The sequence below is a fragment of the Micromonospora sp. NPDC050795 genome (genome assembly GCF_044456785.1).
In the GTDB taxonomy this organism is placed as follows: domain Bacteria; phylum Actinomycetota; class Actinomycetes; order Mycobacteriales; family Micromonosporaceae; genus Micromonospora.
Window position 1 is genome coordinate 38635 of the sequence record NZ_JBITGE010000025.1, and the last position, 22941, is coordinate 61575.

General features: G+C 70.9%; 22 protein-coding genes. 10 read left to right on the plus strand and 12 right to left on the minus strand.

Going from position 1 to position 22941, the window contains the following annotated elements; all coding sequences use genetic code 11:
* Positions 1-75 precede the first annotated feature (75 nt).
* Positions 76-1320 carry an urea ABC transporter substrate-binding protein gene (gene urtA, locus ACIBEF_RS21745; RefSeq protein WP_396795006.1) on the minus strand — a complete coding sequence of 415 codons (1245 nt, stop codon included), beginning with the start codon at positions 1318-1320 and terminating at the stop codon, positions 76-78.
* Positions 1321-1740: 420 nt separating this feature from the next.
* On the minus strand, positions 1741-2823 hold the full coding sequence (locus ACIBEF_RS21750) for a substrate-binding domain-containing protein (protein ID WP_196926391.1): 1083 nt from the start codon (positions 2821-2823) through the stop codon (positions 1741-1743).
* A gap of 96 nt (positions 2824-2919) precedes the next feature.
* On the opposite strand from ACIBEF_RS21750, the gene ACIBEF_RS21755 reads away from it, so the two are divergent.
* Positions 2920-3384 (plus strand): MarR family winged helix-turn-helix transcriptional regulator, encoded by a 465-nt coding sequence (locus tag ACIBEF_RS21755; RefSeq protein WP_396795007.1) that lies wholly within the window; start codon positions 2920-2922, stop codon positions 3382-3384.
* A 649-nt stretch (positions 3385-4033) separates the two neighbouring features.
* Here the strand turns inward: ACIBEF_RS21755 and ACIBEF_RS21760 are convergent.
* From ACIBEF_RS21760 to ACIBEF_RS21785, 6 genes are read right to left on the minus strand one after another with little or no spacing between them, the layout of a single operon-like run.
* Complete coding sequence (locus ACIBEF_RS21760) at positions 4034-4750, minus strand: urease accessory protein UreD (RefSeq protein WP_396795008.1); 717 nt, start codon at positions 4748-4750, stop codon at positions 4034-4036.
* On the minus strand, positions 4750-5550 hold the full coding sequence (gene ureG, locus ACIBEF_RS21765; RefSeq protein WP_396795009.1) for an urease accessory protein UreG: 801 nt from the start codon (positions 5548-5550) through the stop codon (positions 4750-4752). The genes ACIBEF_RS21760 and ureG overlap by 1 nt, the downstream gene beginning before the upstream one ends.
* Entirely contained in the window at positions 5540-6283 is a 744-nt protein-coding gene (locus ACIBEF_RS21770; RefSeq protein WP_396795010.1) for an urease accessory protein UreF, read from the minus strand. The genes ureG and ACIBEF_RS21770 overlap by 11 nt, the downstream gene beginning before the upstream one ends.
* The gene (locus ACIBEF_RS21775; RefSeq protein ID WP_112589605.1) at positions 6283-7986 is read right to left on the minus strand and encodes an urease subunit alpha; all 1704 of its coding nucleotides are present in this window, start codon (positions 7984-7986) and stop codon (positions 6283-6285) included. Before ACIBEF_RS21775 ends, ACIBEF_RS21770 begins: the two co-directional genes overlap by 1 nt.
* Positions 7983-8330, minus strand: a complete 348-nt coding sequence (locus ACIBEF_RS21780; RefSeq protein ID WP_393226010.1) for an urease subunit beta — start codon at positions 8328-8330, stop codon at positions 7983-7985. The genes ACIBEF_RS21775 and ACIBEF_RS21780 overlap by 4 nt, the downstream gene beginning before the upstream one ends.
* The gene (locus tag ACIBEF_RS21785; RefSeq protein ID WP_030335444.1) at positions 8327-8629 is read right to left on the minus strand and encodes an urease subunit gamma; all 303 of its coding nucleotides are present in this window, start codon (positions 8627-8629) and stop codon (positions 8327-8329) included. Before ACIBEF_RS21785 ends, ACIBEF_RS21780 begins: the two co-directional genes overlap by 4 nt.
* A gap of 323 nt (positions 8630-8952) precedes the next feature.
* On the opposite strand from ACIBEF_RS21785, the gene ACIBEF_RS21790 reads away from it, so the two are divergent.
* On the plus strand, positions 8953-9363 hold the full coding sequence (locus ACIBEF_RS21790; RefSeq protein WP_396795011.1) for a hypothetical protein: 411 nt from the start codon (positions 8953-8955) through the stop codon (positions 9361-9363).
* 126 nt (positions 9364-9489) lie between these two features.
* Here the strand turns inward: ACIBEF_RS21790 and ACIBEF_RS21795 are convergent, their stop codons facing one another.
* Positions 9490-10665, minus strand: coding sequence for an LLM class flavin-dependent oxidoreductase (locus tag ACIBEF_RS21795; RefSeq protein ID WP_396795012.1), 1176 nt, complete (start codon positions 10663-10665; stop codon positions 9490-9492).
* A 177-nt stretch (positions 10666-10842) separates the two neighbouring features.
* On the opposite strand from ACIBEF_RS21795, the gene ACIBEF_RS21800 reads away from it, so the two are divergent.
* Genes ACIBEF_RS21800 through ACIBEF_RS21825 form a run of 6 tightly spaced genes read left to right on the plus strand, consistent with a single transcriptional unit; the run spans position 10843 to position 16463 of the window.
* Complete coding sequence (locus ACIBEF_RS21800) at positions 10843-11823, plus strand: aliphatic sulfonate ABC transporter substrate-binding protein (protein WP_396795013.1); 981 nt, start codon at positions 10843-10845, stop codon at positions 11821-11823.
* The gene (locus tag ACIBEF_RS21805; RefSeq protein ID WP_396795014.1) at positions 11820-12653 is read left to right on the plus strand and encodes an ABC transporter permease; all 834 of its coding nucleotides are present in this window, start codon (positions 11820-11822) and stop codon (positions 12651-12653) included. The genes ACIBEF_RS21800 and ACIBEF_RS21805 overlap by 4 nt, the downstream gene beginning before the upstream one ends.
* Complete coding sequence (locus ACIBEF_RS21810; protein WP_396795015.1) at positions 12626-13357, plus strand: ABC transporter ATP-binding protein; 732 nt, start codon at positions 12626-12628, stop codon at positions 13355-13357. Before ACIBEF_RS21805 ends, ACIBEF_RS21810 begins: the two co-directional genes overlap by 28 nt.
* A 14-nt stretch (positions 13358-13371) precedes the next feature.
* Positions 13372-14778 (plus strand): selenium-binding family protein, encoded by a 1407-nt coding sequence (locus tag ACIBEF_RS21815; RefSeq protein WP_396795016.1) that lies wholly within the window; start codon positions 13372-13374, stop codon positions 14776-14778.
* Entirely contained in the window at positions 14775-15404 is a 630-nt protein-coding gene (locus ACIBEF_RS21820; RefSeq protein ID WP_396795017.1) for a hypothetical protein, read from the plus strand. Before ACIBEF_RS21815 ends, ACIBEF_RS21820 begins: the two co-directional genes overlap by 4 nt.
* A gap of 42 nt (positions 15405-15446) precedes the next feature.
* The gene (locus ACIBEF_RS21825) at positions 15447-16463 is read left to right on the plus strand and encodes a methyltransferase (protein ID WP_396795018.1); all 1017 of its coding nucleotides are present in this window, start codon (positions 15447-15449) and stop codon (positions 16461-16463) included.
* 92 nt (positions 16464-16555) lie between these two features.
* Here the strand turns inward: ACIBEF_RS21825 and ACIBEF_RS21830 are convergent, their stop codons facing one another.
* A complete protein-coding gene (locus ACIBEF_RS21830; protein ID WP_396795019.1) occupies positions 16556-17407 on the minus strand; it encodes an alpha/beta fold hydrolase in 852 nt (283 codons plus the stop codon).
* A 139-nt stretch (positions 17408-17546) separates the two neighbouring features.
* Here ACIBEF_RS21830 and ACIBEF_RS21835 point away from each other — a divergent pair, with 139 nt between their 5' ends.
* The gene (locus ACIBEF_RS21835) at positions 17547-18413 is read left to right on the plus strand and encodes a metallophosphoesterase family protein (RefSeq protein WP_396795020.1); all 867 of its coding nucleotides are present in this window, start codon (positions 17547-17549) and stop codon (positions 18411-18413) included.
* Between the two features lie 118 nt (positions 18414-18531).
* A complete protein-coding gene (locus tag ACIBEF_RS21840; RefSeq protein WP_396795021.1) occupies positions 18532-18981 on the plus strand; it encodes a hypothetical protein in 450 nt (149 codons plus the stop codon).
* Positions 18982-19336: 355 nt separating this feature from the next.
* On the opposite strand, the gene ACIBEF_RS21845 is transcribed toward ACIBEF_RS21840, so the two are convergent.
* Positions 19337-21724, minus strand: coding sequence for a discoidin domain-containing protein (locus ACIBEF_RS21845; protein ID WP_396795023.1), 2388 nt, complete (start codon positions 21722-21724; stop codon positions 19337-19339).
* A 124-nt stretch (positions 21725-21848) separates the two neighbouring features.
* A complete protein-coding gene (locus tag ACIBEF_RS21850) occupies positions 21849-22901 on the minus strand; it encodes a GDP-mannose 4,6-dehydratase (protein WP_396795024.1) in 1053 nt (350 codons plus the stop codon).
* Positions 22902-22941 lie beyond the last annotated feature (40 nt).

A 22941-nucleotide genomic window follows, 5' to 3' on the forward strand; every position in this document is an offset into this window, starting at 1 on the left:
GGTGGGTACTCCGAACTGCTGGTCGGGTGGCCCGGGCGGAGCGCGCGGCAACGCGTTCCACCCGGGCCGGCGTCGTCAGCTCAGGCCGCTCGCCCACGGGTAGGTCTTGAGGTACGGATCCGGTGCGACCGGCTTGCCGGAGTTCCACACCTCGGTGATCAGGCCGTCCGCGCCGATCTTGCCGATCCGGGCGGTCTTCGCGATGTGCTGGGTCTTGCCGTCGACGGTGACCAGACCCTCCGGCGCGTCGAAGGTGATCCCGTCCGAGGCAGAGCGGACCTTCTCCACGTCGAAGGCGCCGGCCTTCTCGACCATCGCCTTCCACAGGTGCACGCCGACGTACGCGGCCTCCATCGGATCGCTGGTCGGCTTGTCCGCGCCGTACTTCGCCTTGTACGCGGCCACGAACTTCGAATTCGCCGCGCCCGGGGTGGTCTGGTAGTAGTTCCAAGCCGTCAGCTGGCCCTCCAGGTACTGGGTGCCGATGCCCTTGACCTCTTCCTCGGCGATCGACACCGACACCACAGGCATCGCCGCGGCGGTCAGGCCCGCGGACTTGTATTCCTTGAAGAAGGCCACGTTGCTGTCACCGTTGAGCGTGTTGAACACCGCGTCCGCGCCGGATGATTTGACCTTGTTCACGATGGTGCCAAACTCGGTGGAGCCCAGTGGGGCGTAATCCTCACCCAGCACGGTCATCCCGTTCGCGGCCGCGTACGCCTTGATGATTTTGTTGGCGGTCCGCGGAAACACGTAGTCGCTACCGACCAGATAGACCGACTTCGCGCCCTGCGACTTGAGGTAGTCCAGCCCGGGAACGATCTGCTGGTTGGTCGTCGCTCCGGTGTAGAAGATGTAGGGCGACTGCTCAAGTCCCTCGTACTGCACCGGGTAGAACAGCAACGCCTTGTTCTTCTCGAACACCGGCTTGACCGCCTTGCGACTGGCCGACGTCCAACAGCCGAAGACAGCCGCCACCCGGTCCTCGGAGATGAGCTTCTCGGCCTTCTCCGCGAAGGTGGGCCAGTCCGAGGCGCCATCCTCACCGACCGGCTGGATCTTCTTGCCGAGGACACCGCCGGCCGCGTTGATCTCGTCGATGGCGAGCATGATGGAGTCGCGGACGGTGACCTCGCTGATCGCCATGGTCCCGGAGAGCGAGTTGAGCAGGCCCACCTTGACGGTGTCGCCGGAGACGTCGGCGGTGACGCCGGTCGCGCCACCCTCGTCGGTGGTCTTGCTGCCGCACGCGGTCATCGCGGCCGCGGCGACCAGGGTCATGGCACCCGCCAGGATGCGGCGGCCCCGGAATAATGACATCTACTCTCCCTGCGGTGCGGTCAAGTGGCGAAAGGACGGTCGGTGCGGTCCGATGGAGCTGACGTGGGCGGTGCCGAGATCGACGGGTGGACGCCGCGCAGGGCACCGGCTCGGATATGGGCAGGGAAAGCGTCGACCGGCATGGTTGCGCGCGTGTTTCCCGATCCTTAATTGACTGTTTCCAAGGGACCGTCGAGTCGCACACGAAAAGCGGCCGACACCGTTGGGGAGGAATCGGTGTCGGCCGTTCAGAAAGACGCAGAGATAAGTGCCACCACATTGGTCGACGGCGAATCCGCCAACGGTGGGCACGCAATGGTGAGATCTGACTCCTCGGCCAGATACTTCACGCAGGAAGCATCTTAGGACGGGGTCGGGTGGCCCTGTCAAGGGTCGGGTGGGCCGAGGGCCGTGCCCGGTTCAGAGCTGAGCGAGCACAGTGAAGTCGAGCCCGTCGGCCTCGGCCAGGTAGATGCGCTGCCGGACGTGCCGCTGACGCAGCCGTAACCGCCCACGCGGCCCGTGGTAGGCGACCGTGTCGGCGGCCGTCTCTATGGCCCGTACGTCGAGGGTGCGGGCCTGGCCGATCAGCGCGGCGAGCAGCATGACGCCCTCGTAGCAGGACTCCCCCAGACTGCCCAACGGCGGCGCCTCCACGCCGAAGCGCCGCGCGAACTCGCCGTGGAAGTCGAGGTTCTCCTGTGTGACGAGCCCGGCGAAGAAGCCCGCGGTGCTGTAGAGCCTTCGAGTCGCGCCGGCACCACTGGCCAACAGCATGTTCTCGTCCATGAGGGTGCTCAGCCGCAGACAGCGCTGGTCCAGGCCGGATCGGGCGAACGCCCGGTTGAACCGCACCGCGTCGGCACCGACCAGCAGCATCAGCACCGCGTCCGCGTCACTGTGCTCGATGCGGCGCAACACCTCGGTGAAGTCGTGCGCGTCCAACGGCAGGAAGTGCCTGCCCACCACCTGCCCGCCACCACGCAGCGCGTACCGCTGGGCGGCCCGCGACGTTCGGCGCGGCCACACGTAGTCGTTGCCCACCACGAACCAGCGGCGCACCCCCTGCTCCCCGGCGAGCAGCCGCATCGCGGGCCACAGTTGGGCATCGGGTGTCTCGCTGGTCAGGAAGACACCTTCGGTGCGTTCGCCGCCCTCGTAGAGTGCGGTGTAGACGTAGGGCACCCGGTGCGCGACGCGGGGTGCCAACGCCTGGCGCACCGAGGAGATGTGCCACCCCGTCACCCCCTGCACAGCCCCCACCGACACCAACGCCTCGACCTCGGCGGCCACCTCGGCCGGCGGTGCGCCACCGTCGACAGGCACCAGGCGGACCTCCCGGCCCAGCACGCCACCGCACCTATTGATCTCCTCGACCGCGAGCTGCGCGCAGAGCTCACAGGTGGGGCCGAACATGCCGGCCGGCCCGCGCATCGGGTAGACCAGCGCGATGCTGACCACGGCACGGTCGACGGTCAGCCACGGCGGTGCCGGCGCGGACATGAGCACATGATTGCCCGGCCCACGACGGAAGACCAGCGTTCACCACTGACCGGGACGACTCGCTACCATGACAGGGCCACCGGACCAGGGAGTTTCATGTCAGACGTGCCCGGGGCGCCAGCCGACCTGCTGCGCTCGCTCACCCGTGCCGAACGGTTGCTCTCCCGCCGGCTGGGCGCCGTTCTGGCCGACGACGCGATCAGCATCGAGGCGTGGAGGGTGCTCTGCCTGCTCGCCGACGGCCAGGGTCACCCGATGAGCGAGGTGTCCATCGAGGCGTCGCTGCCGCCGGGCACCCTCACCAAGCTGGTCGACCAACTCGTCGACCGCAACCTCGTCTTCCGCCGGATCGATCCGATCGACCGCCGACGGATTCGGGCGTACCTGACCGCTCGGGGCCGCCGCGAGCACGCCCGCCTGGACGAGCGGGTCCGCGCCAGCATCGCCGAACTGGGCGTGCCGCACGCCGCCGACCTGGTGAGCCAGATCGACGACCTGATCGGCCGTCTCGACCCGGCCCGGCCACGGGAACACGCCGACGCGGCCGGCCCCCACCGCTGATCCGTCCCCGCCTCACCGACCGACCTCCTGGGCGAGCCACAGTCTCACCCTGCTCCCGACGCGGCAAGGATCGGCCTTGGGCCGGCCTCGAGCACGGCCCGACTCCAAGCGCCGCCAGACCGCACGCACCACTCGGCCACACGCACAACCCAGCCGCCAACGCCACCCGGCCCGCACACCCCACCCAGCCGCGAACGCCACCCGACCGGACACCCCCTCAGCCGCCAACACTGCCCGACCCGCACACCTCAACCAGCCGCCGACACCACCCGACCGGACACCCCCTCAGCCGCGAACACTGCCCGGCCACACGCGGCACCCAGCCGGCAACGCCACCCAGCCCGCACACCCCCACCAGCCGCCGACGCCACCCGACCGAACACCCACTCAGCCGCGAACGCAGCCCGGCCACACGCGGCACCCAGCCGCGAACGCCATCGAGCCTCGCGCGGCACCCGCCCGAGAGCGTGATGTCTGTGAGTCATCACGATGACTCACAGACATCACGCTCTCCGCAGTGTCCGCCTCCAGAACGGCCCCCCGCGGGCAGGCGGACCGACTGGGCTTCCTAGCCGGTGAGGAGGGCTAGCCGGTGAGGTGGCTAGCCGGTGAGGTGGCTAGCCGGTGAGGTGGCTAGCCGGTGAGGTGGCTAGCCGGTGAGGTGGGCGCGCAGTGTGTGCGCGTCGGGAGCGGTGGCCGTCCACAGGGTCGCCGGGCCGCCGGCCAACGGCAGCCGGGCGACACTACCCTCGGCCGATGGAGGTTCCGCGGGCCGCGACGGGTCAACCACCAGCAGCGATCCCGTGGCCGGGGCGCCGCCGAGCACCGCCGGGCCGGCCCATCCCGGCGCGTGCGGTCCCACCGCGAGGGACTGCCGCAGCAGTGGTCGACCCGCGTAGTCGACCTGAGTGTGCACGACGGCGCTGCCGGGCGCCTCGCCGTACCGGCCGCAGATCAGCTCGTCGCGCCACCGCAGGCCCGCACCGTCGGCCAGCTCGATCCGGGACTCGGCGAGGTGCGCGCAGCCAGCCGCCGCTACCAACTGTTCCGGAAGCCAGTGCAGCGTGGCCCCGGCGTGCACCACCGCCCGCACCGCCATCCGGGAGACGGCACCCACGCGGCCCGGCAGGGCTATCGACGCGGCGACGCTGTGCACCCGCACGGCCGCGCCCGGCCCGACCTCGATCTCCAGGCGCAGATCGTCGCCGGCCAGTGGCCCGGCCGCCCCGCCGACGAGGTGCACAGTGGCGACACCACCGTCGGTCGGGGTCTGGCGCAGCAGCAACGGCGTTTCGCCGTGCAGCTCGACAAGGGCCGTGCCGCCCCGCCCGTCGGCCCGGGCGACCAGCCGGGCGAGCGCTCGCATCAGGCCGTTTCCGCCGTTACGGCGAGCGGGTGCAGGGCGGCGTGGTGGGCCAACTCGTGCCGGATCCAGTCCGCGACCGACGTGGCGGTGGGGTCTCCCACGATGGACAGGAAGAGGGTCGGGAGGTCGCCGCGCCGGGCCCGTGCGTCACGATCCATGACGGCGAGGTCGGCGCCCACCATCGAGGCCAGGTCGGTCTTGTTGATCACGAGAAGATCGGCGGCGGTGACCCCCGGGCCGCCCTTGCGGGGGACCTTGTCGCCTCCTGCCACGTCGACCACGAAGATCTGCCGGTCAACCAGGCCCCGACTGAAGGTCGCCGTCAGGTTGTCCCCACCGCTCTCCACGAGGACGAGGTCCAACGGGCCGACCGCATCGGCCAGTTCGTCGACGGCGTCCAGGTTGGCGCCGATGTCGTCGCGGATCGCCGTGTGCGGGCAGCAGCCGGTCTCCACCGCGCGGATCCGCGCCGGGTCCAGCACGCCGGCCCGCCGGAGGAAGTCGGCGTCCTCGGTCGTGTAGATGTCGTTGGTCACCACGCCGAGCCGCAACTCGTCGGCGAAGGCACGGCAGAGCGCGGCCACCAGGGCCGTCTTGCCGGAACCGACCGGGCCGCCGATGCCGACCCGCAGGGCACGGCCGGCACGCGCCAACGGCGGATGGGGGTCCACCCCCGGCTCCGGATGGGTGTGCGGAACGGTCTCGTCGTGGGGTGGGATGGCCGCCGTGGGCGTGCCCGGCGGCGGCGTGATCGGTTCGACGGCGGGCACAGCCCTCGGCACAACGGTGTCAGGACGCAAAGAAACGCACCTCCCAGGTGGCATGGATCTCGGCATGGATGTCGGCGAGTGGGGCGGCGGCGGCTGGCAGCCGCTCCGGTGGATCATCGGCGGCCCGCGCCGCGTCAGCGGCCGTGCCGTCGCAGGCGTCGGCCAGGCCGACCAGCAGCGCTTGGACCTGGTACGGGTCGAGTCCGAGCAGACGTACGCCGGCGCTGGCCGCCCCGGTCAGCGTCCCGTACGCGGCGATCGTGGCGGTTTCGACGCGGGACAGCCCGGCCGCGGCGCAGAGCAGCCCGAGCACCAGCGGCTGGTGTGCGCCACCGGGCGTCGCGGGCAGGTCGGCGAACGGGGCGTCCGACCAGATGGCCCGCCCGGCCCGCAGCAGCGCCCGGCCCTGTCGGCGCGAGACCGCCCGCAACGCCGGGGCGGCGGTACGCGCGTCCAGCTCCGCGTCGAGCCGAGCCAGCGCCCCCGACCGGGCGGCGGACTCAGCCGGCTCCGCCCCCCGGGCGGACCGGGCCGGGTTGGCGGAGTCGGCGGTCTCGGCCACCGCCGCCCGGTGTGCGGCTGCTGCGAACGCCGCGCCGACCAGACCGGCGGTGGCCAATCGCCCGGCCAGGAACGCCTCCAACGAGGCCAGGTCGGTGACCCGGCCGGCGGCGACGGCCGCCTCCAGACCACCGGAGTGCGCGTGCGCCCCGGCCGGGAAGCGTCCGTCGGCCAACAACAACAGCAGGCTCGGCGTTGCCATCAGAACAGGAAGTACCGCTGGGCCATCGGCAGCCGGGTCACCGGGTCCGGCTCCACCACCTGCCCGTCGATCCGCACCGTGAAGGTGTCCGGGTCCACCTCGATGCGCGGCATCGCGTTGTTCTCCGGCAGATCGGCCTTGCCCCGCGACCGTACGTCGCTCACCGGCACCACCCGGCGACGCACGTCCAGGCGGAGCCCGGCGTCCAAAGCCGCCGGGGCCACGAAGGCCAGGCTGGTGGCGGCCGCCGCCGCGCCGTACGCCCCGAACATCGGCCTCGGCAGCATCGGCTGCGGTGTCGGGATCGAGGCGTTGGCGTCGCCCATCTGGGCGTACGCGATCATGCCGCCCTTGAGTACCAGGTGCGGCCGGACCCCGAAGAACGCCGGGTCCCAGAGCACCAGGTCGGCGAGCTTGCCCGGTTCGACCGAGCCGATCTCCCGTTCCAGGCCGTTGGCCATCGCGGCGCAGATGGTGTATTTCGCGACGTACCGTCGGGCCCTGTGGTTGTCGGCGGGCCCGTCACCCGGTAGGGCACCGACCCGGTCCTTCATCACGTGGGCGCTCTGCCAGGTCCGCATGATCACCTCGCCGACCCGGCCCATGGCCTGCGCGTCGGAGCCGATGATCGAGATGGCGCCGAGGTCGTGCAGCAGGTCCTCGGCTGCCATCGTGGACGGTCGGATCCGGCTCTCGGCGAAGGCGAGGTCCTCCGGCACGGACGGGTTGAGATGGTGGCAGACCATCAGCATGTCCAGGTGCTCGGCCAGGGTGTTGGCGGTGTACGGCCGGGTCGGGTTGGTCGACGACGGCAACACGTTCGGTTCGCTGGCCACGGTGATGATGTCCGGTGCGTGCCCGCCACCGGCTCCCTCGGTGTGGTACGAGTGGATCGCCCGTCCACCGATCGCCCGCAGGGTGTCGGCGACGAATCCGGCCTCGTTGAGCGTGTCGGTGTGGATCGACACCTGGACCCCGGACGCGTCCGCCACCCTCAGGCAGGCGTCGATCGCCGCCGGTGTGGTGCCCCAGTCCTCGTGCAGCTTGAAACCGCCCGCACCGGCCCGCAACTGTTCCCACAGCGCCTCGCTGGAGACGGTGTTGCCCTTGCCGAGCAGCAGCACGTTGACCGGCATGGTGTCCAGGGCCTCGTGCATCCGGGCCAGGTGCCAGGCGTTCGGGGTGACAGTTGTCGCGCGGGTCCCCTCGGCCGGCCCGGTGCCGCCGCCGACCATCGTGGTGATGCCACTGGCCAGCGCTTCAGTGACGATCTGCGGGCAGATGAAGTGCACGTGGGTGTCGACCGCGCCGGCGGTGAGGATCCGCCCGTTGCCCGCGATCACCTCCGTCGAGGGGCCGATGACCAGGTCGGGGTGCACACCGGGCATGGTGTCCGGGTTGCCGGCCCGGCCGAGCGCCACGATGCGCCCGTCGCGCAGCCCCACGTCGGCCTTGACGACGCCCCAGTGGTCGAGCACCACCGCGCCGGTGATGACGGTGTCCAGTGCCCCCTCGGCGCGGGTGGCACGGGACTGCCCCATCGACTCGCGGATCACCTTCCCGCCGCCGAAGACCGCCTCGTCGCCGCCCACGCAGTGGTCGGTCTCCACCTCGATCAGCAGGTTCGTGTCGGCCAGTCTGATCCGGTCACCGGTCGTCGGACCGTACAGGTCGATGTAGCGGTCCCGCCGCACGGCGCTCACCGCGGCGACCCGTCGGCCGTGACCGCGTGCGGCGAGGGGTCCAGCGGTCCGGCGCACTCTGCACGCAGGCCCGGCACGACGCGTGCGCCGCCAAGCGGTACGAGCTCGACGCTGCGGTTGATGCCCGGCTCGAACCGGACGGAGGTGCCGGCCGGGACGGCGAGCCGCTGCCCCCAGGCCGCACTGCGGTCGAACGACAGCGCCGGGTTGGCTTCGGCGAAGTGGTAGTGCGAGCCGACCTGCACCGGGCGGTCGGCGGTGTTGACCACGAGCACAGTGGTCACCGGACGACCCACGTTGATCTCGACCGGGTCGGCCGCCGGCAGGATCTCCCCGGGGATCACGGGATCGGGTGGTGCACCGTCACGAGCTTGGTGCCGTCCGGGAACGTCGCCTCCACCTGCACCTCCCTCAGCAGCTCGGGGATGCCGTCCTGGACGTCGTCGCGGCCCAGCACCGCCCGGCCGGCCGACATCAGGTCGACCACCGACCGCCCGTCGCGGGCCCCTTCGAGGAGGAACGCGGTGATCACCGCGACGGCTTCGGGGTAGTTGAGGCGCAGGCCGCGTTCGCGGCGGGCGCGGGCGACATCGGCCGCGACGTGGACGAGCAGGCGATCCTGCTCGTGCGGGCTGAGGAACACGGGGCTCTCCCGGTGGGTCGGCGTGCCCCGGCTCGCCGTCGGCTCCACGTGGAGCCACCCGGGCACCAGGACCCGAGGGGACGAGCTGGGGGTCACACGACCGCCGGGCCACCGCCGACGGGGCGACCCGGGACTCCACCATCCCGGCCCGCACGACGGGCATCCGGCGGTGTCGGGTCGGATGCGGACCGCACCGCCCACCGCTGAGCAGACCGTAGAGGATCGCCACCGACCGAGGCAACAGTCCACTGGGGATCGGCCTGGTTCACGGCCCGGTGCGGGTACGTGTTCCGGTGCGGCGGCCGGCAGGGGATGATCACCGGATGACGGCGACGAGGGGTACGCGCGCACTGCTCGGTGTTCTGTTCCTGGCGGCGGCCACGGTCGGGACGTGGCTCCTCTGGCTGGGCTGGGACACCCGGTACACGGTCGACGCGCAGACCGGCGCGAGCAGCGGCCCGTACGAGCCGTGGCAGGTGATCGGCTGTGTGGTGACGCTCGTGCTGCTGGCCGTGCTCGCCGGGACGCGACTCAGCCCGTGGCTGGTGGCGCCGGTGATGACCGTGGCGTTCACGGCGGTCTGGTCGTGGCGGGCCGCCGGGACCGACGACAGCGGGCTGTGGGTGGTCGGGGGGATTCTGGTGCTGGTCGGGATGGCGGCCGGCAGCACCGTGGTGAGCCTCGCGGCGCGGCGGGTCGGCCAGCGGTTCGCCGGACGACCCGCCGCGAAATAGCCGATCGCCCCGTGGGCGCCGGCATGTTAGAAGGAAGCGTGCCTGGCCCGACGAGCCCTCCCCAGGTCCGGGTCTACGCGATGGACCTGGAGGCGGCCGTGACGCCGGTTGCGGCGGACCGGCCGGTCAGCGGGCCACGGCGGGTTGCGGCGCTGGCACGCCGGCGAAGGGGATGTCGACGTGGTCGCCGGCCCCTGGCTGGCCGTCGGGGTGCCGCCACAGCCCACGCTCGCGCAGGATCGGCAGTACGCCCTCCCCGAACCAGTACGCCTCCTCCAGGTGCGGATAGCCGGAGAGGACGAACTCGTCGATGCCGAGCGCGTGGTATTCGGCGATCCGGTCGGCTACCTCGGCGTGGCTGCCCACCAGCGCGGTGCCGGCCCCACCGCGAACCAGCCCGACCCCCGCCCACAGGTTGGGGGCGACCTCCAGTCCGTCGCGGGAGCCACCGTTGAGGTCGAGCATGCGGCGCTGCCCCTCGGACTCGCTGCGGCGCAGTCCCTCCTGCACGGCCCGGATGTCGGCTTCGGACACCCCGTCGAGCAGGCGCTGGGCCTGCGCCCAGGCCTGCTCGGCGGTGTCACGCACGATGACGTGCAACCGGATGCCGAAGCGCAACTCCCGCCCGGCGCGGGCGGCCAGCGCCCGGACCCGCTCCAGCTTCTCGGCGACCAGGGCCGGCGGCTCGCCCCAGGTGAGGTAGACGTCGCTGTGCCGCACCGCCACCGGAAGTGCGGCGGCGGAGGAACCACCGAAGTAGACCGGCGGCACCGGGTCGGGCGGCCGGTGCAGCCGTGCCTGTTCGACGCGGACGTGGGTGCCGTGGTGGTCGACGGTCTCGCCGCGCCACAGCGCACGCACCACGTGCAGGAACTCGTCGGCCCGCGCGTACCGGGCGTCCTTGTCCAGGAAGTCTCCGTAGGCCCGCTGCTCCTGTGACTCGCCGCCGGTGACCACGTTGAGCAGCAGCCGGCCCTGGGACAGCCGCTGGAAGGTCGAGGCCATCTGGGCAGCGAGGGTGGGGGCCAGCAGCCCGGGCCGGAAGGCGACCAGGAACTTGAGTCGCTCGGTCACCTCGGTGAGCATCGCGGTGCTGAGCCAGGCGTCCTCGCACCAGGCGCCGGTGGGGGTGAGGGCGCCGACGAAGCCGAGTTGCTCGGCGCTGCGGGCGATCTGCCCGAGGTACGCCACGCTGGCCGGGCGTGCGCCTCCCGCGGCACCGGTCGGTACGCCGTGGCCGCCGCCGACGATGTCCCGGCTGTCGCCGTTGGTGGGCAGGAACCAGTGGAAGGTGAGGGTCATCGGGCTCTTTCCTCCAGCGGGGGCGGTCGGCGCACGCGGCGAGGCGGGCACCTCCTGAGGGGTGGGACGATCCCGCCGACAGCCTACCCATAAAACCTATCGGGTTAGTAGGCTACTGCCGGCGCCGACACCTGTCGATGCGCTGCCGTCCGCCTGCCCCCGACCCGAGGAGCCGCCATGCCCACCCCGCCGACGAGCCGTCCCCCGCACCGCCGCCTCCTGACAGCGGCACTCAGCACGGTGGCGCTGCTCGCCACTGTCGCGGTGAGCGCGTGCGGCGGATCCGCCGATGCGGACGGCGGCAGCGCGAAGAAGCTCCGGATCGGCTACCAGCGCTTCGGCGGGCTGAGCCTGGTCAAGGCGCGCGGCGCCGCGCCGGATGTGGAGTGGTCGCTGTTCGAGAGCGGCCCGGCGCTCACCGAGGCGCTCAAGGCCGGCTCCATCGACATCGGGCAGACCGGCGAAGCGCCTCCCGTCTTCGCCGCCGCCGGGAAGATCCCGTTCTCCATCATCGGCACCTCGGCACCGATTCCGCAGGGTGAGGCCGTGCTGGTCAAGGCCGACCGGGGCTTCCGCAGCTTCGCCGACGTGAAGGGCAAGACGGTGGCCCTCAACAAGGGCTCCAACGTGCACTGGCTGCTGGTCCGGCTGTTGGAGGCGAACAACATGACGCTGAAGGACATCCAGGTCAAGTACCTCAAGCCCGCCGAGGGACGGCCCGCGTTCGACGGCAACCAGATCGACGCCTGGGTGATCTGGGACCCGTACTTCGCCCTGGCCGAGCAACCGGGCGTCCAGGTGCTCGCCGACGCGACCGGCCTGGCCAGCAACCGCGAGTACGTCCTGGCCTCGCCCGATGCGGTCAGCAAGCGGTCGGACGACGTCAAGGCGTTCCTCCAGCGCTACCGCGAGGTAACCGACTGGGGCATCGCCCACCCCGAGGAGCGAGCCAGCACCCTCGCGCCGGAGCTGAAGATCCCCCAGGACGTCACCAGCCGCGCCCTGACCCGCAGCGCCAAGCCCCTCGCCCCGGTCACCCCGGCCATCGGCGACGAACTTCAGGCGATCACCGACAGCTTCATCGCCCTGGAACTCATCCCGGGGCCGGTCGACCTCGGATCCCGGGTCGACGGCCGGTTCAACGAGGTGTTCCAGTGAGTCGTACGACGCTCGTCGAGGCACCCGAAGAGGTCACAGCGGCGGCGCCTGTCGTACCCCGTCGTCAGCGGTCGGCCCGGCGCTGGCGGCGGGTGGTGAGCCCGGTGGTGCTGGTCCTGGGGTGGGAGTTGGCCGCGCGGACCGGGCTGCTGGCGGCCGAGAAGCTGCCCGCGCCCAGCGACGTCCTGGCCACCGGCGCGCGGCTGAGTCGGGACGGGACGCTCGGAATCCACCTGCTGGACTCCCTCACCCGGGCCGGGGCCGGCCTGCTGATCGGTGGTCTCCTGGCCCTGGTCCTGGGCACCGTGGCCGGGCTGCTGCGGCTCGGTGACGACGTGGTCGACCCGCCGGTGCAGATGGCCCGGATGCTGCCGCACCTCGGGCTGGTCCCGTTGCTGATCATCTGGGTGGGCATCGGTGAATCACTCAAGATCAGCCTGGTGGCTCTGGGCGCGTTCTTCCCCATCTACTTCAACACCTACGCCGGCATCCGGGACATCGACGAGCGGCTGGTGGAGGCGGCCCGCACCTGTGGTCTGGGGCTGGCCGCCCGACTGCGGCACGTGGTGCTGCCCGGCGCGTTGCCGTCGCTCTTCCTCGGCCTGCGGCTGGCGATCGGGGCGGCCTGGCTCAGCCTCGTGGTCGGCGAGCAGGTCAACGCCCAGACCGGGATCGGCTTTCTGATGATGGAGGCGCGGGAGTTCAGCCAGACCGATGTGGTGGTGCTCGGCCTGCTCGTCTACGCGCTGCTCGGGCTGATATCCGACCTTGCGTTGCGCGTCCTGGAGAGGAGGATGTTGACATGGCGTCGCGGACTGCGGGCCACCTGAACGGCGCCGAGCCGGTGCTCACCGCCCACGCGGTGCGCCGAGCGTTCGGGCCGACGGTCGTGCTGGCCGGGGTCGACCTGACCATCGCCCGCGGCGAGGTGGTGGCTCTGCTGGGCGGCAGCGGTTCCGGCAAGAGCACGCTGCTGAGGATTCTCGCCGGGTTGGACGGCGAGGCCAGCGGAACGCGCGTCGTGCACGGCACCGCCGCGGTGGTCTTTCAGGAGCACCGGTTGCTGCCATGGAAGCGCGTGGCGGAGAACGTGGGGCTCGGCCTGTCCGGCGCGGACGGCCCGGGGCGGATCCGGCGGGCGCTGGCCGAGGTCGGTCTCGCCGAGAGGGATCGCGCCTGGCCGGCGGAGTTGTCCGGCGGGCAGGCGCAGCGGGTGGCAGTGGCGCGGGCCCTGGTCCGCGAGCCGGACCTGCTGCTGCTCGACGAGCCGTTCGGCGCCCTGGACGCGCTGACCCGCCTGCGGATGCAGATCCTGCTGCGCCGGCTGCGCGCCGAGCACGGCTTCGCCGCCCTGCTGGTCACCCACGACGTGGAGGAGGCGCTGCTGCTCGCCGACCGGATCCTGCTCCTCGACGAGGGCCGCATCGCCGCGGAACTGCCCGTCGACCTCGGCCCCACCCGCACGCCGGACGACCCGGCCTTCGGCGCGCTGCGCCGCCACCTGCTCGACCGACTCGGCGTTCCCACCACCTGACGAGCGGAGCTGCGATGACCCGCTGGACCCCCGACCCCACGTTCTACCCCTCGCCCCGCGAGGCGGTGGCCGCACCGGCGGAGAAGCTCGCCTACGTGGCGGCCTTCGACCGGACGGCCAGCCGTCCGGACGCCATCGTGGTGCTGGACACCGACCCCGACTCCCCCGACTACGGCCGGGTCGTCGGCTGGACCGACCTGCCGTACGTGGGTGACGAGCTGCACCACTTCGGCTGGAACGCGTGCAGCAGCGCGCTCTGCCCGACCGCGCCGCACCCGCATGTCGAGCGGCGCTACCTGATCGTCCCCGGTCTGCGGTCGTCGCGCATCCACGTGCTCGACACCCAGCCGGATCCGCGCCAGCCGCAGGTCGTCAAGGTGATCGGGGCCGACGAGCTGGCGAAGCGGGCCGGTTACTCACGGCCGCACACCGTGCACTGTGGCCCGGACGGCATCTACCTCTCCGCTCTCGGCGGCGCGGACGGCGCGGAGGGCCCGGGTGGCATTGCCATTCTCGACCACACCACGTTCGAGGTCCGCGGGGCGTGGGAGGCCGACCGGGGGCCGCAGTTCCTGGCGTACGACGTGTGGTGGCACCTGACCCAGGACGTGCTGGTCACCAGCGAGTGGGGCACCCCGCCGATGATCGAGGACGGCATCATCGGTGAGCTGCTGCTGGGTCGACGCTACGGGCACGCCATCCACTTCTGGGATCTGGCGAAACGCCGGCACGTCCAACGGGTCGATCTCGGCGACCAGTACCAGATGCCGCTGGAGCTGCGGCCGGCACACGATCCGACGAAGTCGTACGGGTTCGTCGGCGTGGTGATCAGCGTCGAGGACCTGTCCGCCTCGATCTGGCTCTGGCACCGCGACGGGGACGCCTGGGCGGTCACCAAGGTCATCGACATCCCGGCCGAGCCGGCCGACCCGGCGAACCTGCCCGACCTGCTCAAGCCGTTCGGGGCGGTGCCGCCGCTGGTGACCGACATCGACCTGTCGGTCGACGACAGGTTCCTCTACGTCTCCTGCTGGGGCACCGGGGAGCTGCGCCAGTACGACGTCAGCGACCCGCTGCACCCGGTCCAGACGGGCTCGGTGCACCTCGGCGGGATCGTCCGCCGCACCGCGCACCCGTCCGCACCCGACGAGGCCCTCGCGGGTGGCCCGCAGATGGTGGAGGTCAGCCGGGACGGGCGGCGGGTCTACGTCAGCAACTCGCTCTACGGCGCGTGGGACGACCAGTTCTACCCCGACGGGGTGGGTGCCTGGCTGGCCAAGCTCGACGTCGACGTGGACGCCGGCGGGCTCGCCCCGGATGAGCGGTTCTTTCCGCACGGGGAGGAGTTCCGGGGCCTGCGGGTGCACCAGACCCGGTTGCAGGGCGGGGACGCCTCCTCCGACTCGTACTGCTATCCATGACGGTCACCACCCTCGCGACGCTCGCCGCGCTCGGCGCGTTCCATGGTCTGAACCCGGCGATGGGTTGGCTGTTCGCGGTGGCGCGGGGCCTTCAGGAGCGCAGCCGGCTGGCGCTGCTGCGCGCCCTGCCTCCGATCGCGGCGGGGCATCTCGCCTCGGTGGCCATCGTCGCCGCGTTGGTCGCCGCGACCCGCTCGGTGACGGCGAGCAGCACCCTCGCGGTGGTCGGCGGTGTGGTGCTGGTGGCCTTCGGGCTGTGGCGGCTGCTCTCCGAGCGGCATTTCCGCTGGGCGGTGATGCGGCTGTCGGCAGCACAGCTCGCCGCCTGGTCGTTCCTCATGTCGTCGGCGCACGGGGCGGGGCTCATGCTGGTGCCGGTGCTGGTGGCCGAGCCGGTGCCCAGGGGTCACTCCGGGCACCTGGCCGCCGCGCCGGTGGGTGCGCTGTCCGGCCTCGCGGCGGCCGGGGTGCACACCGTCGCCATGCTCGGCGTCGCCCTGGCGGTGGCACTACCGGTCTACCAGGTGCTCGGGGTCGGTGTGCTGCGTCGGGCCTGGTTCAACGTGGACCGGCTCTGGGCCGGGGTGCTGGTGGCCGCGGGGTTGGTGACGCTGATCCGGGCATGACCGACCATCGTGGACGGCGAGAAATCGTGATCTGATGTCGGGGTGATCACTCCCACTCCTCTCATGCGCCTGGTGGCCGGTGTGTGGGGGTTCAAGACCCTCGCGGCCGGCGTCGAGCTCGGTCTGTTCACCCGGTTGGCCGGCGGGCGGACGATGACCGTCGAGCAGGCCGCCGCCGAGTTCGGGCTGCCCGACCGGCCCGCGGACCTGCTGCTGGCCGCCAGCGCGTCGCTCGGCCTGTTGAAAAAGGCCGGTGACGGTTACCGCAACTCGGAGTTGGCCGAGCAGTTCCTGGTCGAGGGTCGCCCGTACTACTTCGGGGCGCAGGTGCGTTACTCGGACCTGCGCACCTACCTGCCCTGGCACCGCATCGGCGAGGCCCTGCGCACGGATCGGCCGTTGACCTGGGACCCGGAGGCCCAACAGTCGATGTTCGACACCGCCGATCCGGAGATGCTGGCGCAGTTCTGGGACGCGATGTTCTCCACGTCCAGCTTCACCGCCAGCGCGCTGGCCGACGCGTACGACTTCTCCGCGCACCGCCGGCTGCTCGACGTGGGCGGCGGCGCCGGCGCGTTCCCGATCGAGTTCTGCCGCCGCCTGCCCGAGCTGCGGGCCACCGTCCTGGATCTGCCGCACGTCTGCGTGCGGGCCCGGGAGCGGATAGCGGAGGCCGGCCTGACCGGGCGGATCGACGCGGTGGGCGGTGACTTCCTCGCCGACCCGGCGCTACCCGACGGGCACGACGTCATCCTGCTCAGCATGATCCTGCACGACTGGGACGAGCCGACCAACCGGGCGTTGCTGGCCCGGTGCCACGCGGCGTTGCCGCCCGGTGGAGCGATCGTGGTCTGCGAACTGCTGCTCAACGATGAGCGCACCGGGCCGCCGGAAGCGGCCCTGATGGGGATGAACATGCTCGTCGAGACCGAGGGTGGCCGGAACTACTCGGGCGCCGAGTACGCTGCCTGGCTCACCGACGCCGGGTTCGTCGACGTGCGTACGGTGCCGTTCGACGCGCCGGGCGCCAACGGCGCGGTGGTGGCCCGCCGGGCCTGAACGCGGACGACACCCGGCCCCGGGTGCGAAACCGTGGGCCGGGTGTCGCAGCGCCGTGTTGGCGCTGGCGTCCGATCGGCTACCGGTACGGGTCAGGCGCGAGCCTTGGCCGGCTGCTTCATGAAGTCCATGATCGCCTTGTTGACCTCGTCGGCGTGGGTCCACGGGATGCCGTGCGGCGCGCCCTTGAGCGTGACAAGCTGGGCGGTCGGCATCATCGGCCCGAGCCGCTGACCGGTCACCGGGTAGGGCAGCACGTTGTCCTTGTCACCCTGCATGATCAAGATCGGTACGTCGATCTTCGGCAGGTCCTGACGGAAGTCCTCCTGCCAGGCGGTCACGCTGTCGTGGGTGGCCTTGGCCGAGGCCATCGCGCCGATCTGCCAGTGCCCCCGATACGCATCCTCGCTGACCAGCTTGCCCTTGTTCTCGCTGTAGTTGAAGAACGCGTCGCAGAACTGGGTCAGGTAGGCGTAGCGGTCCTTGATAATGGCGTCCTGGAAGCCCTTGAAGAGGCTCGTGTCGACGCCCTCCGGGTTGTCCTTCGCCTTGGCCAGCATGGGTTGCAGCGGGCTGAGGAGAACACCGCGACTCACTCGCTGAGAGCCGTAGTTGGCCAGGTAGCGAACGACCTCGCCGGTGCCCATCGAGTGACCGACCAGGGTCGCCTCGTTCAGGTCCAGCTCGGTCATCAGCACGTCCAGGTCCGCGGCGAAGGTGTTGTAGTCGTACCCGAACGCCGGCTGGGCGGAGTTGCCGTAACCGCGTCGATCGTAGGTGATCGTCCGGTATCCGGCGTTGAGGAGCGCGTTTGTCGCCTTCTCGAAGGTCGCCCCGTTGAACGGGAACCCTGCGATCAGCACGACCGGCTTTCCGGAACCGTGATCCTCGTAGTACAGGTCGATGGGCGCGGAGTTTTCCGTCCCCACGGTAATGAAAGGCATGTTTTACTCCTGCTCCGGTTTGGGCTGTCGGACGCCCCGCGCTTTCCCGCCCCGTCGACGGATATGCGCCCCGCCGGATCGGCCCGAACAGCAGGAACAGGGGTTCCCCGACCCTCCCCCGCCGCCCTAACCTCGGGGGGTGAAACTTCCGCCCCGGCTGCGGGCCGTCAGCGACCTGCACGTCGGGCACCCGCAGAACCGCGCGTTCGTCCAGGAGCTGCACCCGGAGAATGCCGGCGACTGGCTGCTCGTCGCCGGGGACGTCGCCGACCGGTTCGCCGACATCGAGTGGGCGCTCGGGCTGCTGAGCAGCCGGTTCGCCCGGGTGGTCTGGGCGCCGGGCAACCACGAGCTGTGGACGCCACCTTGCGACCCGGTCACGTTGCGCGGCGAGGAGCGCTACCGCGAGCTGGTGCGGATGTGCCAGCGGTTGGGGGTGATCACCCCGGAGGATCCGTACCCGGTGTGGGACGGTGACGGCGGCCCGGCCACCATCGCCCCGCTCTTCGTGCTCTACGACTACACGTTCCGGGTGCCGCAGGCGCGCACCCAGCAGGAGTCACTGGCCCTGGCGTACCAGGCCGGGGTGGTGTGCACCGACGAGGCGCTGCTGCACCCCGACCCGTACCCGAGCCGGGAGGCGTGGTGCGCAGCGAGGGTCGCCGAGACCGAACGCCGGCTGGCCGAACGCGACCCGGCGCTGCCGACGGTGCTCGTCAACCACTACCCGCTGGTGCGGGACCCCACCGACGTGCTGCGCTTCCCGGTCTTCGCCCAGTGGTGCGGCACCGTCCGCACCAGCGACTGGCACCTGCGCTTCGGCGCGTCCACCGTCGTGTACGGGCACCTGCACATCCCCCGCACCACGTTCCACGACGGGGTGCGTTTCGAGGAGGTCTCCCTCGGCTACCCCCGCGAGTGGCAGCCCCGGGGGTCGGTGCCCGACCCGGTGCGCACCATCAACCCGGCGGACGACGTGCGCCGGCGCTCGTCCGTCAGCGGGTGAGAGGGCGTCAGGATTTCCGCAGTGGCCGGAACGCGACCCGCACCTCGGCGGAGAAGAGTTCCGGCTCCTCCCAGGCGGCGAAGTGCCCGCCGCGTCAGACCCGTGAGATGATCAACCGGTGAGCCAACCGGACGACTTCGACGACAACTGGCTCAACGGTGAGGAGATCACCTGTCCGGAGTGCCACGAACGGCTCTACCGCCTTGACCACTCACCGCTGCTGGACTGCCACTTCCTCTACTGCGACAGCTGCCCGATGCGTGTCGACATCAGCTACTACGACAGCACGTGCATGACTGTCGCGAAGGCGCTGCCGTCCCGGGAGGACGCCTACCTCACGCTGATGGCGGCACTGGAGGCGCGACTACGGCCCTGCGACTGCGGCGGACGGTTCCGGGACTCAGCACCGCGGCGCTGCCACCGGTGCTCCACCGTCTTGACGACCATCAGCGCGCCCTCCGGTGTCGACGTCTGGCCGGGCTGGTGGACAGATGAGACGGACACCGGATCCCTGGAAGAGCAGTTCACCGCCAGGTACTTCCGCACCGAGAACCTCTGGAAGCACTGACACTGCCCCCACTCCCCCTGGCGCACCCTCGCTTCGTTGATCATGAGGTTGACGGGCGGTTCGATCTCCCCGAAGCCCGCCAACTCCATGATCAACCAGCCAGCCAGGGTCGGCCTCGCGACGCCGCAGACCGTGGCGCGACGCTCGGGCAACGACCCGTCCGCGCCGATCTTGCAGTTTCGGATGTTGAATTACGAGGGATGCCCCTTTTGCTGGGACAGAATCTGCAAGATCGCGGGCGATCCCGGTCGATCATGGAGTTGTGGTGCCTGGTTTGGGGCTATAGAAGGACTTTGTGGCCCACCACAACTCCATGATCGACGCGGCAGTGCGGGTTGACGAGCAACGCGCACGGTCAGCTGGCGTAGGCCTCCACTGTCGACAACTGACCGGCGGGCCAGCCGGTGTTGCCGGTGACGGTGATCCGCACGTAGCGCGTCTGCGCGGCGGTGAAAATCAGCGTCACCTGGTTGCCGCTGGCCGGGTCGAAGACCCGCCCCGCTGATCCGACGAGCGTGCCGAAGCTGCTCCCGTCGGTGCTGCCCTGAACGGACAGTGTCTGCGTCCGAGCACCCCACGCCGACGACGGCGGCAGCTTCAGCACCACCCGCCCGACCGTGCGCGTCGCGCCCAGGTCGACCTGCACCCACTGCGGGAACGCGTTGTTGTTGCTCTCCCAGTAGCTGTTGGCGTCACCATCGACCACGTTGCCCGACCCGTAACTCTGGACGTGGCTGCTCTCGCTGGTGGATCGACCCCGGGCTAGGTCCGAGTTGGCCGCGGCGTCCGTGGTGACGGTGACCGCGTTGGACGCGCTGGAGGTGTTGCCGGCGGCGTCGCGGGCGACGACCGTGAAGGTGTACGCGGTGGACGAGCTGAGCCCGCTCACCGTCGCCGTGGTGCCCGTGACGGTGGCGACGACGGTGCCGCCCTGGCGCACCTGGTAACCGGTGACCCCGGTGTCGTCGGTGGAGGCCGTCCAGGCCAGGGACACACTCGACGACGTCTTGCCGGTGACAGTGAGGCCGCCCGGGGCGGTCGGCGGGTTGTCCGGGGTGGTGCTGCCCGCGTACACCTCGACCTTGGCGAGCTGGCCCGCCGGCCAGCCGGTGTTGCCGGCGATGCTCAGCCGGACGTAGCGGGCCGTGGTGGTCGTCAGCGTGCGGGTGACGGTGTTGCCGGTCGCCGGGTCGAAGGCGAACGCGGAGGCCGCGGCGATGGTCGAGAAGGTGCTGCCGTTGACGCTGCCCTGCACGGTGATGGTCTGAGTGCGGGCGCCCCAGCCGGCGGGCAGCCGTACCACGAGCTTGTTGACCTGGTGGCTGGCGCCGAGGTCGACCTGCCACCAGTGTGGGAAAGCCCCGCCGCCGCTCTCCCAGTAGCTGCCGGCGTCGGAGTCCACCGCATTCGATGCCGGGAACGGGCCGTTCTGGCTGCTGGCCGAGGTGGACCGTCCGGCCGCGAGGTCGCCGCTGGTCGGGGGCGGGGTGCCGACCATCGGTGGGGTGGGGCGGACCGCGGTGAGGGCGAGCTGCCCCTTGAGCATCCGGCCGCCGTCGGCGGTGATCCGTAGGTAGTAGTCGGAGGAGCAGGCCACGCCGTCCTCGTCCAGGGCGCGGATGTTCGCGCCGGCCGGGGTGGTGGCCTGGGTCTCGGACGTCTTGGCGATCTGGTTGCCCTCGTTGTACTCGTCGAACATGGACACGTAGAGGCCCTGGGAGCCGAGCCGGACCATGTTGTAGATGTGCCGCCAGTAGAAGTCGCCGTGTTTGCGGTGGCCCCCGGCGAGGTCGCCGGGCATCACGCAGGGCAGGTAGTCGATGCCGCGCGCGGCGCAGTCGGCCATGTCGCCGACGTTGACGTTGTTGTAGTAGGAGTCCAGCTCCTCCACCGTCCTGGCCCGGTAGACCATCCACGGCGAGATCGCGTGGAACGCGTGGTAGACGTCGAGGAAGCCGGGGCGGGAGTCCTCGATGCCCTGCCGCCACCAGGTGGGCACGCCACCGATGACGTAGCAGCCCTGGGCCTTGAACCAGTTGATGACCTCGAGGCAGGGCCCGGGGGTGAAGGGGCGGCTGGGCTCGCTGAAGCCGAAGCCCCAGATGCAGACGACCGGCTTGCCGTTCTGTCGGGCGTACGCCGACGACGCGGTGTACGCGGCCATCTTCGTCGTCCAGTCGGTCTTGATCTCCGATTGGAAGGTCAGCCAGTCGGTGACGTCGTACATGATGTAGAACTTGCGGTTGTAACGTTCGGCGGCGGAGCGCACCTTCTGGGTCATCGCGTCGCGGGTCGGGCCCTCGTCGCCCATCGGGTTGAAGCGTTGCAGCGCTGCGGTGTCGCAGCCGTTCTCCTGCATCCAGCGGAAGTGGGTGTCCACCGTCTGCTGGTCGTAGGAGGAGAAGAGGGTGGCCGGCTGGCCGTTGCCCAGGTTGGGGTACGCGGTGGGGTAGGTGCGGGTGTACTCGCGCATGTCCGGCCAGGACACGATCGTGGTGTTGGCGGGTGAGGGCGGCTGGAACCGGTCGCGGCCCCAGTGCCACCAGCCGCCGATCGGTGCCCCGTCGCCGGGTGCGCTGAACCAGCCCTGGTAGCCGACGGTCACCTTGCCGACCACGTCCCCGGGGGGACTGGCGGCGTGGGCGGGGCTGGACAGGCTGGTGAGCAGCTCGGTGGTGGAGGCGGTGGCGAGGGCGGACCCGGCCAGCACCGATGTGACGAACCTACGGCGGGAGACCGCCATGACGACCACTCCTTCGGGACGGAAGGCATTGACGGCCATCGTGGCAGCAGTGGATGCCGACCCGCAAGAGTCAGACTGATCAATGAAAATATCGATCAGATGACGGGAATTACGCGCTGAGTCTTCAGTGGCTGACGGCGCGCTCCAGCGCCCGGACCGGGGACAGGATCTGGCTGCCAGCCTGGCGGCGACGGGCGTCACGCACTGTCATCCGTACGCCCTCGGTGAAGCCGATCTTCGGGTACCACCCCAGCAGCTCGCGCGCCTTCCTGGTGTCCAGCGCCATGTTGCGCACCTCGCCCGGCCAGGGCAGCGGCTCGTACCGGGCCGCGTTGCCGACGCCGGACGCCTCCCGGACCGTGTCGTAGACCTCGTTGACACTCGTCTGCCGACCCGAGGCGATGTTGACCAGACCTATCCCGGGGTGGTGACAGGCGACGGCGATCGCCTCGGCGACGTCGCTGACATGGATGAAGTCCCGGGTCTGCGTACCGTCGTCATAGATCACCACCTGCCGGCCGCCGAGCAGCGCGTCGGCCATCAGGGACACCACGCCGCAGTCGCTGCCCTCCTGCCGGGGTCCGTAGACATTGCCGAACACCATCGAGGTGTACGGCAGGCCGTGCTGACGCCCGTACCAGTCGAGGTAGTGCACGCCGGCGGCCTTGCTGACGCCGTACGGGCTCACCGGGGCGATCGGATGGTCCTCCCGGACCGGCAGGTCGTGGGCGGCGACGCTGCCGAAGATGGCGCTGCTGGCCGCGTTGATCACCAGCCGTACGCCGCCACGGGCGCAGGCGTCCAGCACGTTGACGGTGCCGAAGACGTTCACGTCGGCGTCGTACAGGGGCGACCGACGGGCCGCGGGAACGCTGGGCTGCGCGGCGAGGTGCACCACCACGTCCGGCTGCCACTGGTGGATGGCCTCGACACCCTCCGGCGTACGGATGTCTCCCGAGACGACGTCGGCCTCGGTCAGTCCGCCGTACGCGGCATCGGCCAGGTTCTCGATCCGACCGGTGGAGAAGTTGTCGAGCACCCGGACCTGACTGCCCATCAGCATCAGCCGGGCGACCACGTGGCTGCCGATGAAGCCGGCGCCTCCGGTCACCAGCACACGTCCGGGGATCAGGTCCTTCGGCGGGTCGACACCGACGGCAACAGCTGGCTGGTCCATGTGGAACTCCTTGGAACGACGGGGTTGTCGGCCCTCAGCG